General features: G+C 69.6%; 16 protein-coding genes. 9 read left to right on the top strand and 7 right to left on the bottom strand.

All coding sequences use genetic code 11. The features are described 5' to 3' along the window. From ACIA1L_RS01880 to ACIA1L_RS01860, 5 genes are all read left to right on the top strand, one after another. Entirely contained in the window at window positions 1-747 is a 747-nt protein-coding gene (locus tag ACIA1L_RS01880) for a HipA family kinase (protein WP_396070456.1), read from the top strand. Further along, entirely contained in the window at window positions 744-1,118 is a 375-nt protein-coding gene (locus ACIA1L_RS01875) for a DUF3037 domain-containing protein (protein WP_396070455.1), read from the top strand. Before ACIA1L_RS01880 ends, ACIA1L_RS01875 begins: the two co-directional genes overlap by 4 nt. A gap of 69 nt (window positions 1,119-1,187) precedes the next feature. Beyond that, entirely contained in the window at window positions 1,188-1,811 is a 624-nt protein-coding gene (locus ACIA1L_RS01870; RefSeq protein ID WP_396070454.1) for an RNA polymerase sigma factor, read from the top strand. After that, window positions 1,804-2,883, top strand: coding sequence for a CU044_5270 family protein (locus ACIA1L_RS01865; RefSeq protein ID WP_396070453.1), 1,080 nt, complete (start codon window positions 1,804-1,806; stop codon window positions 2,881-2,883). Before ACIA1L_RS01870 ends, ACIA1L_RS01865 begins: the two co-directional genes overlap by 8 nt. A 109-nt stretch (window positions 2,884-2,992) precedes the next feature. Then, window positions 2,993-3,421: a hypothetical protein gene (locus tag ACIA1L_RS01860; protein WP_396070451.1), complete on the top strand. Its 429-nt coding sequence runs from the start codon at window positions 2,993-2,995 to the stop codon at window positions 3,419-3,421. An 8-nt stretch (window positions 3,422-3,429) separates the two neighbouring features. Here ACIA1L_RS01860 and ACIA1L_RS01855 read toward each other — a convergent pair whose 3' ends face one another. From ACIA1L_RS01855 to ACIA1L_RS01845, 3 genes are read right to left on the bottom strand one after another with little or no spacing between them, the layout of a single operon-like run. Then, entirely contained in the window at window positions 3,430-4,323 is an 894-nt protein-coding gene (locus ACIA1L_RS01855; RefSeq protein ID WP_396070450.1) for a transglutaminase domain-containing protein, read from the bottom strand. A gap of 1 nt (window position 4,324) precedes the next feature. After that, window positions 4,325-5,140 carry a MerR family transcriptional regulator gene (locus ACIA1L_RS01850; RefSeq protein WP_396070449.1) on the bottom strand — a complete coding sequence of 272 codons (816 nt, stop codon included), beginning with the start codon at window positions 5,138-5,140 and terminating at the stop codon, window positions 4,325-4,327. Window positions 5,141-5,180: 40 nt separating this feature from the next. After that, window positions 5,181-6,122, bottom strand: coding sequence for an SDR family NAD(P)-dependent oxidoreductase (locus ACIA1L_RS01845; protein ID WP_396070447.1), 942 nt, complete (start codon window positions 6,120-6,122; stop codon window positions 5,181-5,183). 82 nt (window positions 6,123-6,204) lie between these two features. Between ACIA1L_RS01845 and ACIA1L_RS01840 the strand changes: the two genes are divergently transcribed. Then, window positions 6,205-7,272, top strand: coding sequence for an ATP-dependent DNA ligase (locus ACIA1L_RS01840; protein WP_396070446.1), 1,068 nt, complete (start codon window positions 6,205-6,207; stop codon window positions 7,270-7,272). A 68-nt stretch (window positions 7,273-7,340) separates the two neighbouring features. Next, entirely contained in the window at window positions 7,341-8,915 is a 1,575-nt protein-coding gene (locus tag ACIA1L_RS01835) for an alpha/beta hydrolase (RefSeq protein ID WP_396070444.1), read from the top strand. Here ACIA1L_RS01835 and ACIA1L_RS01830 read toward each other — a convergent pair. Further along, on the bottom strand, window positions 8,845-9,321 hold the full coding sequence (locus tag ACIA1L_RS01830; protein ID WP_396070443.1) for a potassium channel family protein: 477 nt from the start codon (window positions 9,319-9,321) through the stop codon (window positions 8,845-8,847). The genes ACIA1L_RS01835 and ACIA1L_RS01830 overlap by 71 nt on opposite strands. A gap of 66 nt (window positions 9,322-9,387) precedes the next feature. On the opposite strand from ACIA1L_RS01830, the gene ACIA1L_RS01825 reads away from it, so the two are divergent. Beyond that, on the top strand, window positions 9,388-9,852 hold the full coding sequence (locus ACIA1L_RS01825) for a GNAT family N-acetyltransferase (RefSeq protein ID WP_396070441.1): 465 nt from the start codon (window positions 9,388-9,390) through the stop codon (window positions 9,850-9,852). A 74-nt stretch (window positions 9,853-9,926) separates the two neighbouring features. On the opposite strand, the gene ligD is transcribed toward ACIA1L_RS01825, so the two are convergent. The 3 genes from ligD to ACIA1L_RS01810 form a co-directional block, all read right to left on the bottom strand. Beyond that, window positions 9,927-10,967 carry a non-homologous end-joining DNA ligase gene (gene ligD / locus ACIA1L_RS01820; protein ID WP_396070440.1) on the bottom strand — a complete coding sequence of 347 codons (1,041 nt, stop codon included), beginning with the start codon at window positions 10,965-10,967 and terminating at the stop codon, window positions 9,927-9,929. A gap of 72 nt (window positions 10,968-11,039) precedes the next feature. After that, window positions 11,040-11,570 carry an LPXTG cell wall anchor domain-containing protein gene (locus ACIA1L_RS01815; protein ID WP_396070439.1) on the bottom strand — a complete coding sequence of 177 codons (531 nt, stop codon included), beginning with the start codon at window positions 11,568-11,570 and terminating at the stop codon, window positions 11,040-11,042. Window positions 11,571-11,673: 103 nt separating this feature from the next. Continuing rightward, window positions 11,674-12,147, bottom strand: a complete 474-nt coding sequence (locus ACIA1L_RS01810) for a hypothetical protein (RefSeq protein ID WP_396070438.1) — start codon at window positions 12,145-12,147, stop codon at window positions 11,674-11,676. A gap of 71 nt (window positions 12,148-12,218) precedes the next feature. On the opposite strand from ACIA1L_RS01810, the gene msrB reads away from it, so the two are divergent. Next, complete coding sequence (msrB, locus tag ACIA1L_RS01805) at window positions 12,219-12,635, top strand: peptide-methionine (R)-S-oxide reductase MsrB (protein ID WP_396070436.1); 417 nt, start codon at window positions 12,219-12,221, stop codon at window positions 12,633-12,635. Window positions 12,636-12,863 lie beyond the last annotated feature (228 nt).

Here is a 12,863-nt window from a genome sequence, read left to right as displayed (position 1 = left end):
GTGCTACCCGAAGTCACCGCCGTCCGATACGTCACCGCCCTGCGCGAAGGCGGTTCGCTGCCGGGCATCGTCGAAGCCGGCAACCTCGGCACGTACGTCGTGAAGTTCCGCGGCGCAGGTCAGGGGCCGAAAGCGCTGGTGGCCGAGGTCATTGCCGGGGAGCTGGCCCGCCGACTCGATCTGCCGGTCCCGGAGCTCGTCGTCGTCGGCCTCGACCCGGTGGTGGCCCGAGCCGAGCCGGACGAGGAAATCCAGGAGCTGATCAAGGCCAGCGCCGGGGCAAACCTCGGCATGGACTACCTGCCCGGGGCGCTCGGCTACGACCCCGTCGCCCACCCCATCGACGCGGAGCTGGCCTCCCGGGTGCTGGTGTTCGACGCGTACGTGGAAAACGTCGACCGCAGCTGGCGAAACCCCAATTTGCTGATGTGGCATGGCGACCTGTGGCTCATCGACCACGGGGCCACGCTGTACTTCCACCACAACTGGCCGCGGGCGTCGGCGGTGGTGCACCGGCCCTACAAGTGGGACGACCACGTGCTGCGGCCGTACGCAAAAAAAGTGCCGGAGGTGGCCGCGGACCTGGCCCCGCGGTTGACCGCGGACCTGCTCGACGAGGTTCTGGCCTTGGTGCCGGATGAGTGGTTGGCCGAGTTCGATTTTGCGTCGGCGGCCGAGGCCCGCGCGGCCTACCGGGATCATCTGGTTGCTCGCGCGGCCCACCCGGAGGCGTGGGTGCCGGCATGACCCCTTATGAGTACGCGCCGATTCGGGCCGTGCCACGCGTGGAGCGCGGTGAGCTCATCAACGTCGGCGTCATCCTTTACTGCCAGCGCCGGGATTTCCTCGAAGCCCGCACTCATCTGGATGAGCGGCGGCTGCTGGCGTTGGACCCGAACGCTGACCTGGACGGGATCCGCGCGGCGCTGAAGTCGTGGGAGACGACGTGTGCGGGTGGGGTGGATGGCGGGGCCGCGCGGGAGATGAAGCAGGGGGAACGCTTCCGTTGGCTGGTCGCCCCACGGAGCACGATCCTGCAGGCCGGCGCTGTCCACATGGGACTGGCTGAGGATCCGGCGGTCGAACTCGACCGGCTCGTGACACTACTCGTCCGCTAACCGGGAACTGAATTCCGGGCTGCGGGCAAGAAGGGGTGTAACGACCGACGGTCGAGAGGCTTGAAAGAGATGTTCAGAACGACCGAGGGGGCACCTGCGCCGCTCACTCCGCCGGCGGAACCGGCGGATGCGGCCATCATCGTGCGCTCCCGGGATGAGCCCGAGCAGTTCGCTCTGCTGTTCCGTCGGCACGCCCCCGAGCTTCACCGCTACATCGTCCGCCGGCTCGGCCCGGACGCGGCTGAGGACGTGCTCTCCGAAGTGTTCCTGGTTGCCTTCCGGCAACGGGACCGCTACGACGTGGCCCGCCCCGACGCCCGACCCTGGCTCTACGGCATCACCAGCAATATGGTCGGCCGGCACCGCCGCGACGAAGTCCGCGCCCTGCGCGCCTTCCAGCGCACCGGTGTCGACCCCGTCATGCAGAGCTTCACGGAGCGCAGCGACGCCCAAGAGGACGCCGCCGCGGTCAGCCGTGACTTGGCAGCGGCATTGGCCGGTCTGCGCGCGGTGTACCGCGATGCCCTGCTGCTGGTGGCCTGGGGAGAGCTGACCTATGAGGAAGCGGCGTGCGCACTGGATGTTCCGGTGGGCACGGTGCGATCCCGGATCAACCGGGCACGGACGAAGATGCGAGCGGCACTCGGCGGGGTCGACCCGACCGCCTTCCAGGAAGAGATCCGCCATGCCTGACCACAATTCCCTCGAAGCCCTGCGGCAGGACGTGCCGCCGCTCACCGGCGAACGACTCGACCGAGCCGAGGCACGGTTTGTCGCCGCCCTGCGCGCTGAGAATGTCAAGTCGCCAGCCCGCACCCGGTCCGCGTCGCTTTTCTGGCGGGTGGGGCTCCCCACCGCGGTCGCCGCGGCCGTCGCTGTCGCCGCCGGGGTGACGATCAGTCGTGAACCGGCCGACCGGCAGCAGGCCGGTGCGGGCGGGCCCGCGGTCGCCACGCCGTCCCCGACCGCCCCGTCCAGCAGTGCGGCTCCCCGCCTGCGGCTGACCTCGGCTGCACAGGTGCTCGACCGGGCCGCCAAGGCCACGGAATCGGAACAGGAGCTGGACCCTCAACCGGGCCAGTTCCTCAAGTACGAATCGCAGACGATGGATCGATCGATCTCCGGCGACGACGTTTGGCTTTATCGCACAAAGCGCACGCTGTGGCGGTCCGTGGACAACAGCACCGGACCGGTGCTGCGGATCGAGCACCTTGCACCGCTGCCGCTGCCGGGCCGGACCGTGCCGGCCGACGGGCTGGCGGAGGAGGGCCAGGTGGAGACGATGGCGCCACATTTCATCTGCGGCGCAAAGCCCACCGACTACATCTTCAACCGCGCCCTGCCGGTGACGCCCGGAAAGATGCTCGACCATCTCAAGCACTCGGGCTACGACATGGGCACGCAGAAGCAGACCGTGTGGTTCAACGCCTGGGAGCTGATGAACGAGTCGTACCTGCCGCCGGCCCAACGGGCTGCCGTGTTCCGGGCACTCAAGTCACTGCCCGGCATCGACGTGCGCAACGACGTCGTGGACTCGGTAGGCCGACCGGGAACGGCCGTGACGCTTGTGGACCCGAAGGAGGGGGTTCGGCAGGAGCTGATCTTCGACGCGGTGACATTCCGGTACCTCGGCGGCCAGTCTGTGGCCGTCGACGCGAAGAAGACCGGAGTTCCAGCTGGCACGCAGGTCGCCGCTGATGCCGAGCTGTCGGTCACCCTGACCACCGACACTCCGAAACCGGCCAAGCCCGCGAAGTGCGGCTGACAGACGGCTCTCACCGAACTGATCCTGGGCGCGTGAACGCCGGATCGAGACATGGATCTGAGTCTCCGAACTCAGGACCGGGATGCCGCCTGGTGCATATCGTCGCCGCGTGACGAAACCATCGGTCAGTCGACAGTGGCCTCAGGCTGTTTTAGCGGTCCTTACCGCGGTCTGGCTGTGGGCGGTCCTGCGGTCGGTCCTGCTCTGGGCTTTTGCTGGAACGGATGGCATCTTCGGGAACCAAGCGAACGGAAACGCAGCAGTGGAAGCTGCGCTCCAGCAAGAGAAGGCCTCGGCGACCATGGTCTTGTTCAGCGTCATGGTGGGCGGGCCGGTGCTGATCGCCGTGGTGGCGTTCGCCTGCCGGATGTCGCGGACCGCGGCAACCTATTTGGTGCTGGCGCTAGCGTCCAGCATTCTCGCTGCGGTGCTGGGTGCCCAGGCCAATCGGATGTCGCCGTCGTCTCCGACACCACCACCCGCGCCGGTCAGATGCCAGGAACATAGTGGCGGCGAAGCTGAATGCCCGGGCGGATAGAGCGGCGCTTACTTCACGGGGCGTTGCCCGTGAAGTAAGCGCAGCGTCAGATCGACCGTGCTGACCGGTCCCCGCGGTGAGTGGCTCTGGACCGTCCGGCCGGGGTGCAGGCGGTCGTCGGCGGCGTACCACTGCTCGAGTTTGCGGTCGGCGGCCTCGTCACCGTCGTCTGCGGCGATGAGGAGTGCCGCCACCTCGTCGATCAGGGAGAGGTCGCCGTCGAGGTCCATGGACATCGTGCCGTACATGTCCCAGAGGAGGAGCTCGTCGCCGTAGCGGTGGGCGGCTTCGTGCAGGACGTAGTTGCGGATGAACCAGGCGCCGCCGACCGGGACGTCGGGGTGCACCCCGTAGCTGCTCGGGTCGAGGTCACCACGGCGGTAAGCGGTCCAGAGCTGGGCGGCCGGGACCAGGCCGCCCGGGCCGAGGGGGACGTCGAGCGGGTCGACGGGAAGACCCCAGGACGGATCGAGCTGGGTGTCGGCGGCCCGCCAGCGGTCGCCGTCCCACCACTGCGTGACCACATGGTCGAAGTGGAAGGACGGGTCCAGGTAGTCGGCGAACCCGATCCGGCTGCGGGCCGGGATCCCGTGCTGCCGCAACGCGGCCACCGTCAGGAGGGTGTAGTCGCGGCAGCAGCCGGCGATGCGGTTCTCGGGAGCGCGCTCGGGGGTGAGCAGTGAGCCGGGAAAGCGACGCTGGTCGTGAGCGAGCAGCCGGTCGAGCCAGCGGCTGTCGATCTCCGCGAGACGGTCCGGCGGGAAGTCGATGCCGGAGCCGCGGTAGTGCACGATCAGGTTGCGAACGGCCGAGCCGAGGGTGGGCAGGTCCGCGGGCAGCTCGGCGAGCAATGCCGCGTACTCGCGCGGAGCGGAGTAGGCGCTGTGCCGGGAGTAGTCCATCTCAAGACTCCTGAAGGGGCTGGGCGACGTCGACGAACGGGTCGGCGCCGGCGATGTCGTGCCAGTCGGCGAGGTAGATCTCCCGGGGCGCGCCGACCGGACGGCCCGGGTGGGCTTCCAGCGCCGCGTACGCCTGGAGGATCCGCGGGTAGTAGCAGTCGTCGCGGGTCACGGTCACGTACGCCTCGGTGTGCGCCGGTTCGATCCGCACGACGATGTCGCCGGTGGGTTCGACCGGGCCGGTCACCGGCACGCAGACCTCGATGGGCGCGTCGTTTTCCGGAGTGACGACGCCGTGGTAGATCACCCAGTGCGGGGCGGTGACCGCGGCGCCGAAGGCCGCGCTCAGCTCCCACGCGCCGTGCAGGATCCGGTCGAGTAGGCCCTGCTGGTCGGTCTCGTAGCGAATCGACGCGATCTTGACCGCGGGTACGGTCCGCTGTCGGACCTGATAGCCCGGGTCGGGGCGGTCCGCGGCGAGCAGGTGCGCCCGGAACCAGCTCATGCTGCTGCGCCGCGCCTGCATGTCCCGCTCCTGGGCATCCCACCAACGGTCGAGCCGGGCGGCCGCCTCGTCGTCACTGCCGGACAGCACCTCGGCCACCACGGCGAGCGGCATGTCGAGCTGGCGCAGCAGGCTGATCCGGCGGGCGCGGTCGAGCTGGTCCGTGGTGTACCGGCGGTAGCCGCTGCCCGGGTCCACCGCGGCAGGCGGCAACAGGCCGGAAATCTCGTACAGTCGCAGGGCCTTGATGGACAGTCCGGCCCGGCGGCCGAACTCGCCGATCGTCAACCCCTGCAGGTCACGGGCGTTCATGGGAGCAGTCTGCACGCTGCCCCAGGGGACGGGTAAAGCGTTATTGCCGGCGTTTTCGCAGTGCGAGGGCGCCCGCGGAAGTGAGTGCGACGGCTCCGGCGGCCGCGAAGCCGACCGCCGTGCGGCCCAACCGGGCGGGGCCGCCGTCCACCCGCGGGGTGCAAGTGAACACGTTGCCGTCGTGGGGTGCGGTGGGGGTCCGGGAGATGCCGAGTCGGCCCATCAGCGGCCCGACCAGCGCGTCGTACACCGGTGGCAGGGCGCCGAAGCCGAACTGCACCAGGCGGTTGGCCGCGCCCACCGACAGCGCCCGGCGGGGCCGGTCCGCGAGCCGGACGATGGCCGCGCCCATCCGCTCGGCGCTGTCGACCGGCGGGGGCGGACGGCCCACGAACCCGGCGTAGTTCGCGGCGCTGGTGTAGATCGGGGTGTCGACACTGCCCGGCACGAGCTGGCAGACGTGGATGTCTCGTGCGTCGCGGGTCTCCTGCCGCAAGGTCCGGGCCAGCGCGCGCAAACCCCACTTCGCCGTTGCGTACGCGGACATGTTGGGTGCGGTGATGTGCCCGACGAGCGAGCTGCACAGGATCAGCGTGCCCCGGTCCTGCGCGCGGAAGACTCGCAGGGCGGCGCGAGCGACGTTCGCCGGTCCGAGCAGGTCGGTGCCGACCACCTGGTCGAACACGTGCGGCGGCAGATCCTCGAACCGGCCGTACGCCATGACGGCGGCGGTGTCGGCCCACACGTCGATCCGCCCGAAGCTCTCCAGCGCCGCTGTCGCTAGTGCGTCGACCTGGGCCCGTACCGAAACATCGGTGGGCACGACCACGACGGCGCCGCCGCATTCCGCAGCGACTTTCTGAAGGTCGGCGAGGCCGCGCGCAGCGAGGACGAGTTTGTCGCCGCGGGCGGCAAAGGCAAGAGCTGCGGCCCGGCCTATTCCGCTGGATGCGCCGGTCAGCACCACTACCCGTGACGTCATGGGGATGCATTTTCCCGCTTGATGCGGCGACCTAACGGCACTTCGCGCTTTCTTTTTCGGGTTCGGCGGGGAGACTGTCGGCATGGACCTGCCTGTCAGCCCGCCCGTGAAGCCGATGCTCGCCAAGCCGGTCGCCGAGATCCCGCCGGGGCAGCTCTACGAGCCGAAGTGGGACGGTTTCCGGTCGATCATCTTCCGGGACGGCGCCGAGGTGGAGATCGGCAGCCGCAACGAGAAGCCGATGACCCGCTACTTCCCCGAGGTCGTCGAGGCCGTCCTGGCGAACTTCCCGGAGCGGTCCGTGATCGACGGCGAGATCATCGTGGCGGACACCGCGCGCAACACGCTCGACTTCGAGGCCCTGCAGCAGCGCATCCACCCCGCAGCGAGCCGGGTCAAGCTGCTGTCCGAGCAGACGCCGGCCGGGTTCGTGGCCTTCGACCTGCTGGCGCTCGGGACTGAGGACCTGACCACCCGGCCGTTCGCCGAGCGGCGGGCCCGCCTGGAGGAATGCCTTGCCCAGGCGAAGGCACCGATCTACGTCACGCCAGCGACGGACGACCTGGAGACGGCCCGGCGCTGGTTCGCCGAGTTCGAGGGCGCCGGGCTCGACGGACTCATCGCCAAGGGCAAAGATCTGGGCTACGAGCCGGACAAGCGGGTCATGACCAAGATCAAGCACAAACGTACGGCGGACTGCGTCGTCGCGGGCTACCGAGTGCACAAATCAGCGGACAACCGGATCGGCTCCCTGCTGCTCGGCCTGTACGACGAGCGCGACGTGCTGGTGTCCGTCGGCGTCATCGGCGCGTTTCCGATGAAGGTGCGCGAAGAACTCTTCGAGGAGCTGCAACCCCTGGTCACCGAGTTCGAGGGACACCCGTGGAACTGGGCGGCCCACGAGTCCGGCGAACGCACCCCGCGCAAGAACGAGGTGAGCCGCTGGAACAACGGCAAAGACCTGTCGTTCACGCCGCTGCGCCCCGAACGCGTCGTCGAGGTCCGCTACGACTACATGGAGGGAATCCGCTTCCGGCACACCGCCCAGTTCGAGCGGTGGCGCCCCGACCGGGACCCGCATTCCTGCACCTACGAGCAGCTGGAACGACCGGTGCGGTTCAAGCTCGCGGACGTGCTGACGAGCCGCTGAGCGATCTTGTCAGGGTCACCGCGTAGCCTCGTGCGCGGAAGACTCGATGAGCAGAAAGGCCGTGCACCGTGCCGCGTACCCCCCGTTCGGTCCTGGCCGCCCTGCTCGTCGCGATCGTGACCACCGCAGGCTGCACGCTGCCGGTCTTCGCCCCCGAGGACTCGGACAACGCCGCTCCTCCGTCGACCACCGGCAAGAAAGCGCCGCCCGCGGTCCCGGGCACCGAGGCGCAGTGGACTCCCTGTCCCGAGGTGCCGCGCGAGCTCGTCGGCCGCGCCGCGCAGGGCATGACCTACGACTGTGCCTCGGTGGCCGTGCCGCGCGACTGGAATGCGCCGCAGAGCGGGCAGACCTACGAGGTCGCGATGCTGCGCATCAGGTCAGCCACCCAGAAGGACCGGATCGGCTCGCTGCTGATGAACCCGGGCGGCCCCGGCGCCTCCGGCATCGACATCGCGGTCTACTACTCGTTCGGTCAGGCCCTCGGCGGCCTGCCCACCGAGATCACCGACCGGTTCGACATCGTCGGCTTCGACCCGCGCGGCATCGGTCGGTCCAGCCCGGTGACCTGCATCAGCCCCACCGACCAGGACGCGAGCTTCGCCGCGCCGCCCGACCCGCGCACCGATGAGCAGTTCCAGCAGGCCGTCGCGCTCAACAAGCGGATCGCGGAGGGCTGCGGCCGCAAGTACCCGAACCAGCTCGGCACCTTCAGCACCGAGCAGGCAGCCCGGGACATGGATGCGGTGCGCGCCGCGGTCGGCGACGCCAAGACCACCTACCTGGGCTATTCGTACGGCACGCTGCTCGGCGCGACCTACGCCCAGCTGTTCCCCCACAAGATTCGGGCCCTCGTCCTGGACGGGGCTGTGAACCCCAAGCAGGACTTCGTCGCCGGCTCCGAGGCGCAGGCCAAGGGGTTCGAGCGCGCCTTCACCAACTTCAGCACCTGGTGCAAGGCCACGCCGGCCAAGTGCCCCATCGCCCCCGACGCGCGCGGTGCGGTCACCGCCGCACTGGCCGAGGCAGCGACCTCTCCCGTACCCGGCCGCGACGGCCGGGACGCCACCTCGGGGTGGATCTTCGTGGCCGTGATCTCGTCGCTCTACAACGAGGCCGGGTGGGAGAAGCTCGCCCAGGCCGTCGCCAACCTGCAGGCCGGTAACGCCGAGGGCATCTTCGACCTCGCCGACCAGTACGCCGACCGCAAACCCGACGGCTCGTACTCCAACCTGTTCGACGCCAACCTCACCGTGAACTGCGCCGACAGCGACGAGACGCCCTCGGTCAAACAGATCCGCAAACTGCAGGGCGAGTGGCGCACCAAGTACCCGCTCTTCGGCGCGGCGCTCGCCATCGGCATGCTGCCGTGCGTCGACTGGCCGGCCAAACGCGACCCGTACCCGGCGGGAGCCGCAGCCGGCGCCCCGCCGATCGTCGTGGTCGGCACCACCGGCGACCCGGCCACGCCGTACGAGAACACCGCCGAGCTGGCGACCATGCTCGGCACCGGACGTGTGCTGACCTGGGAGGGCGAGGGCCACACCGCGTACCCGGCCACGCCGTGCATCGTCAGTGCCGTGGACCAGTACTTGCTGGACCTGACGGTGCCGCGGGAGGGTCTGCGCTGCCCGGCGAAATGATCCCCTCGCGGGCCGCCAGCTCCTCCAGCAGCCGGCGGACAACGCGCAGGTTGTTCTTCAGCTCCTCCTGCTCGTCATGCTTGAACGCATCGGTGTCCACGATCAGCTTGCTGGCGAAATGCGCCGTGATCAGCGGCACGACCACCAGCACCATGATCGAGATGAGCAGCCCGGCCATGATCCGGCCCGGCAGCGTCGAAGGCGCGATGTCGCCATAGCCGACGGTGGAGGCCGTGACCACCGCCCACCACAGCGAATCACCGATCGATTTGCCCTCGATGAAGTGGTAGAGCACCGCACAGATCGCGATGAGCAGCGAATACGACAGCATCAGCGTCTTCGGGGAGTTCGCCAGCCAGACGAGTCCCCGGTAAACCTGCCGGAACGGCAGCAGCAGCACCTGCATAGCCGTCATCGTGCCCCCGCCCGGGTGCAGACCGGCTCAGCCCGACGGGCGTGTCAGGATGGCCGCGTGGCCGAACCGATCTTCCGTCTCGCATCCCGTGCGGACGTTCCCACGATCCTGCGCCTGCTCGCCGACGACGACATCGCCCGCAGCCGGGAAGCCGCTGCGGACCCGCAGCAGATCGACCCGGCTTACTGGGCAGCCTTCGAGGCCATCGACGCCGACCCGCGCAACGAGCTGATCGTCGCGGAGCTTGCCGGCCAGATCGTCGGCACGTGCCAGCTCACCTACACGCCGTCGCTCAGCCGGCGCGGCACCGAACGGATGACCATCGAGGCCGTCCGGGTGCGCGCGGACCAGCGCGGCCAAGGCCTCGGCCGCCGCATGATGGCATGGTCCCTGGACCGAGCCCGCGACCGAGGCTGCCGACTGGCCCAGCTCACCACGGACAAGCGCCGCTCCGACGCACATCGTTTCTATGCGGGGCTGGGCTTCCAGGCCACCCACGAAGGCTTCAAGATCTCCCTCTGATCCTGCACTCCGGCTCGGGCAACAGCGGAGGTAGGCCCCATCTACGGAGAACCGATCTACCTTGACGTCGGCTGCTAGTGCTTGTCGGTTTCCCAGTTGGCGGCGTTTTTGCGGCTCGGCTGGACCCGCGGCGGCTCCCCCGGCATCTTCGGATGGTCCGGCGGGTACGGCAGGTCGCCCTGACCGTCACGCTCGTCGCGCTCCGACCATTCCAGCAGCGGCGTGAGGTCGTGCGCGACGTCGTCGATGCCCGCGTGCGGGTCCCCCACCTTCGCGAACCGTGCCGGGACCGTCCGCAGGTCGAAGTCGTCCGGTGTCACGTCGGGCAGCTCGGCCCAGGTCACCGGGGTCGACACGGTGGCCCGGGCGTTGGCACGCAGCGAGTACGCGCACGCGATCGTCCGATCCCGCGCCATCTGGTTGTAGTCCAGGAACACCCGGTCGCCGCGCTCCTCCTTCCACCAGGAGGTGGTGATGGTGTCCGGGCTGCGGCGCTCGACCGCACGGGCCAGGGCGATCACCGCGCGCCGGACCTGCACGAAGGACCACTCGGGCCGGATGCGGACGTACACGTGCACACCCCGGCCGCCGGACGTCTTCGGATAGCCGACGAAGCCGAGCTCGTCGAGGACTTCGTGGACGACCTCGGCCGCCGCCACCACGTCGCCGAAGCCGAGGCCGGGCTGCGGGTCGAGGTCCAGCCGCAGTTCGTCGGGGTTGTCCGGGGCGGCGCCGCGCACCGGCCACGGGTGGAAGACGATGGTGCCCATCTGCGCGGCCCAGGCCACGTGGGCCAGGTCGGCGGGGCACAGCTCGTCGGCCGTACGGCCGCTGGGGAAGCTGATCGTGGCGGTCTGCACCCACTCCGGGACTCCCCGGGTGGGGATGCGCTTCTGGAAGAACGCTTCGCCTTCGATGCCGTCGGGGAAGCGCTGCAAAGTGGTCGGCCGGTTGCCGAGGGCACGCATGATGCCGTCGCCGACCGCCAGGTAGTACTCGAACACGTCGCGCTTGGTGTAGCCGCGCTCGGGGAAGCAGACCTTGTCGGGGCTGCTCAGCCGTACGGGATGACCCGCGACCTCGACCTCGACGGCGGGTGACCGGGAAGCTGCCATGCGATGACCTTATGCGCAGACGGCGACGGCCGTCCCCTCCGCGGAGGGGACGGCCGTGGCGAGTCGCGCAGATCAGGCGTTGCGGCGACGACGGGTGTAGAACACCGCGCCGGCACCGGCGGCGACCAGGACGGCGCCGAGTCCGACGGTCATGCCCATCGGCGCGCCGGTGAGCGGCAGGGTGCCGCCCGCGCTGACGCCACCCGGGGTGGTCGGGCTGGGGGTCGCGGGTGCCGAGGACGGGAGCTCGCCGCCCGGCGGGACAGTGTCGACGCTGGCGGTCGGAGTCGCCGGCGTCGTGGTGGGCGGCGTGGTGGTGGTCCGCGACGGGGTCGGGGTCGGGCTTTCCCCGCCGTATCCGCCGTTGCCCCGGGTCGGGGCGGTGTTGGCGGTGCCCGGGCTCGGGGTGCTGCCGTACCCGTAGTCGCAGTCGTCGCCGCGCTCGCCCTCGGCGCACGGCGTCGCCATCACAGCGGGGTGCGGGGCGCGGGCCGCGGCCTCGCCAGCGTTCGCCGCGGCCGGAGCCCCGGTCAGGGCCAGCGAGGCGAAGACGGTGACGCCGGCCGCGGGCAAGACGGCGGCCAGTCGGCGCGTCAAACTCATGAGGAGCATCCGTTCTGTTGCAGTATGTAACCGGTCTAGGTCCGCACGGAGTTTAACGTCTTACGTCCGATTTGCACGCAACGCCCCCGTTTTGCCCTCTCTGTCAGGACGGGACCCCGCCGATCCGGTGGCTCCGCCACAGATGCGAGAGCGCGAAGACCTTCGACTCGAACTGCGGATCCGCCGCAAACAACTCCCCGCTGTACGGCGCCGCGAGCTGCACACTCGCCCCGGTCTCCAGATAAACCGACACGACCTGCCGCGCACCCCGCCGCTCGGCCCGCAGATCCACCACCCGGCTCCACGGCTGGACCCCGGCCCCGAACGGCGTCACCGTCCGAATGCCGTCCCGCCCGATCTCGGTAGCCACCCGCGGACGCAGCAACACCCCACCCACGGCCCCCGCCACCGGCGGCGAACCCCCCAGCCACGCCCACACCGCCCCCGGCGGCGCCTCCCCCAGCAGCACCGCGCCGATCACCCCGGCGGCCAACGCCACCACCGCCAGCACAACACCGAGATAAAGACCACGCCCGAGGGCCTGCAGCCAAGTGGGCCGGAACCGCGCAGCTTCCATAGGTGTCTCAACTGCTTCAGGTACGCCCGTACGCCGCACTCCCGGTCCGCCACCCGACGTACGGTGGACCAATGACACCCGATCTCCCCACCGACGGCCTCCCCACCACCGAGGACGAATGGCGCGTCCGCCTCAGCCCCGACGAGTTCCGCGTCCTGCGCCAAGCCGGCACCGAAGCACCCTGGTCGGGCGAATACGTGAACACGAAAGACGCCGGCACCTACCGCTGCCGAGCCTGCGGCGCCGAGCTCTACCCCAGCGACACCAAGTTCGACAGCCACTGCGGCTGGCCGTCTTTCGACGACGCCATCCCCGGCGCCATCAAGGAAATCGAAGACCGCACGCACGGCATGGTCCGCACAGAGATCCGGTGCGCCCGCTGCGACAGCCACCTCGGCCACGTCTTCAAAGGCGAAATGATGACGCCGAAGAACACCCGTCACTGCGTCAACAGTTTGTCCATCAAGCTCGACCCGAGTTCGTCCTGACTCCGGCACCACCGACTGTCGTGCCGGCAGTCACATCACCTGGCAGCATCTTCCGCTTCTTGGGCGGCCGCGGCGGCGGGTACTGCGGCAGGGGGACGGTCATCCTGAAAACTCCTCGACTGGAGAGCTGAACTGGCGAGCGACGCGTGAACCCTGCGCCCTGCTCTCCGTTCACCGTCTGCGGTCGAGCCGCTAGCACCGGGAACGTGGGACGCTCAGAAGCACCTG

This window comes from Actinoplanes sp. NPDC051859 (genome assembly GCF_044452725.1).
Lineage (GTDB): Bacteria > Actinomycetota > Actinomycetes > Mycobacteriales > Micromonosporaceae > Actinoplanes.
This window is presented reverse-complemented; position numbering and strand designations above follow the sequence as displayed.

What these genes read in the sequence shown, in the direction of transcription:
- ACIA1L_RS01875 (WP_396070455.1), top strand. Translation starts at nt 744, where the DNA reads ATGACCCCTTATGAGTACGCGCCGATTCGGGCCGTGCCACGCGTGGAG.
- ACIA1L_RS01870 (WP_396070454.1), top strand. Translation starts at nt 1,188, where the DNA reads ATGTTCAGAACGACCGAGGGGGCACCTGCGCCGCTCACTCCGCCGGCG.
- ACIA1L_RS01865 (WP_396070453.1), top strand. Translation starts at nt 1,804, where the DNA reads ATGCCTGACCACAATTCCCTCGAAGCCCTGCGGCAGGACGTGCCGCCG.
- ACIA1L_RS01855 (WP_396070450.1), bottom strand. Translation starts at nt 4,323, where the DNA reads ATGGACTACTCCCGGCACAGCGCCTACTCCGCTCCGCGCGAGTACGCG.
- ACIA1L_RS01850 (WP_396070449.1), bottom strand. Translation starts at nt 5,140, where the DNA reads ATGAACGCCCGTGACCTGCAGGGGTTGACGATCGGCGAGTTCGGCCGC.
- ACIA1L_RS01845 (WP_396070447.1), bottom strand. Translation starts at nt 6,122, where the DNA reads ATGACGTCACGGGTAGTGGTGCTGACCGGCGCATCCAGCGGAATAGGC.
- ACIA1L_RS01840 (WP_396070446.1), top strand. Translation starts at nt 6,205, where the DNA reads ATGGACCTGCCTGTCAGCCCGCCCGTGAAGCCGATGCTCGCCAAGCCG.
- ACIA1L_RS01830 (WP_396070443.1), bottom strand. Translation starts at nt 9,321, where the DNA reads ATGCAGGTGCTGCTGCTGCCGTTCCGGCAGGTTTACCGGGGACTCGTC.
- ligD (WP_396070440.1), bottom strand. Translation starts at nt 10,967, where the DNA reads ATGGCAGCTTCCCGGTCACCCGCCGTCGAGGTCGAGGTCGCGGGTCAT.
- ACIA1L_RS01815 (WP_396070439.1), bottom strand. Translation starts at nt 11,570, where the DNA reads ATGAGTTTGACGCGCCGACTGGCCGCCGTCTTGCCCGCGGCCGGCGTC.
- ACIA1L_RS01810 (WP_396070438.1), bottom strand. Translation starts at nt 12,147, where the DNA reads ATGGAAGCTGCGCGGTTCCGGCCCACTTGGCTGCAGGCCCTCGGGCGT.
- msrB (WP_396070436.1), top strand. Translation starts at nt 12,219, where the DNA reads ATGACACCCGATCTCCCCACCGACGGCCTCCCCACCACCGAGGACGAA.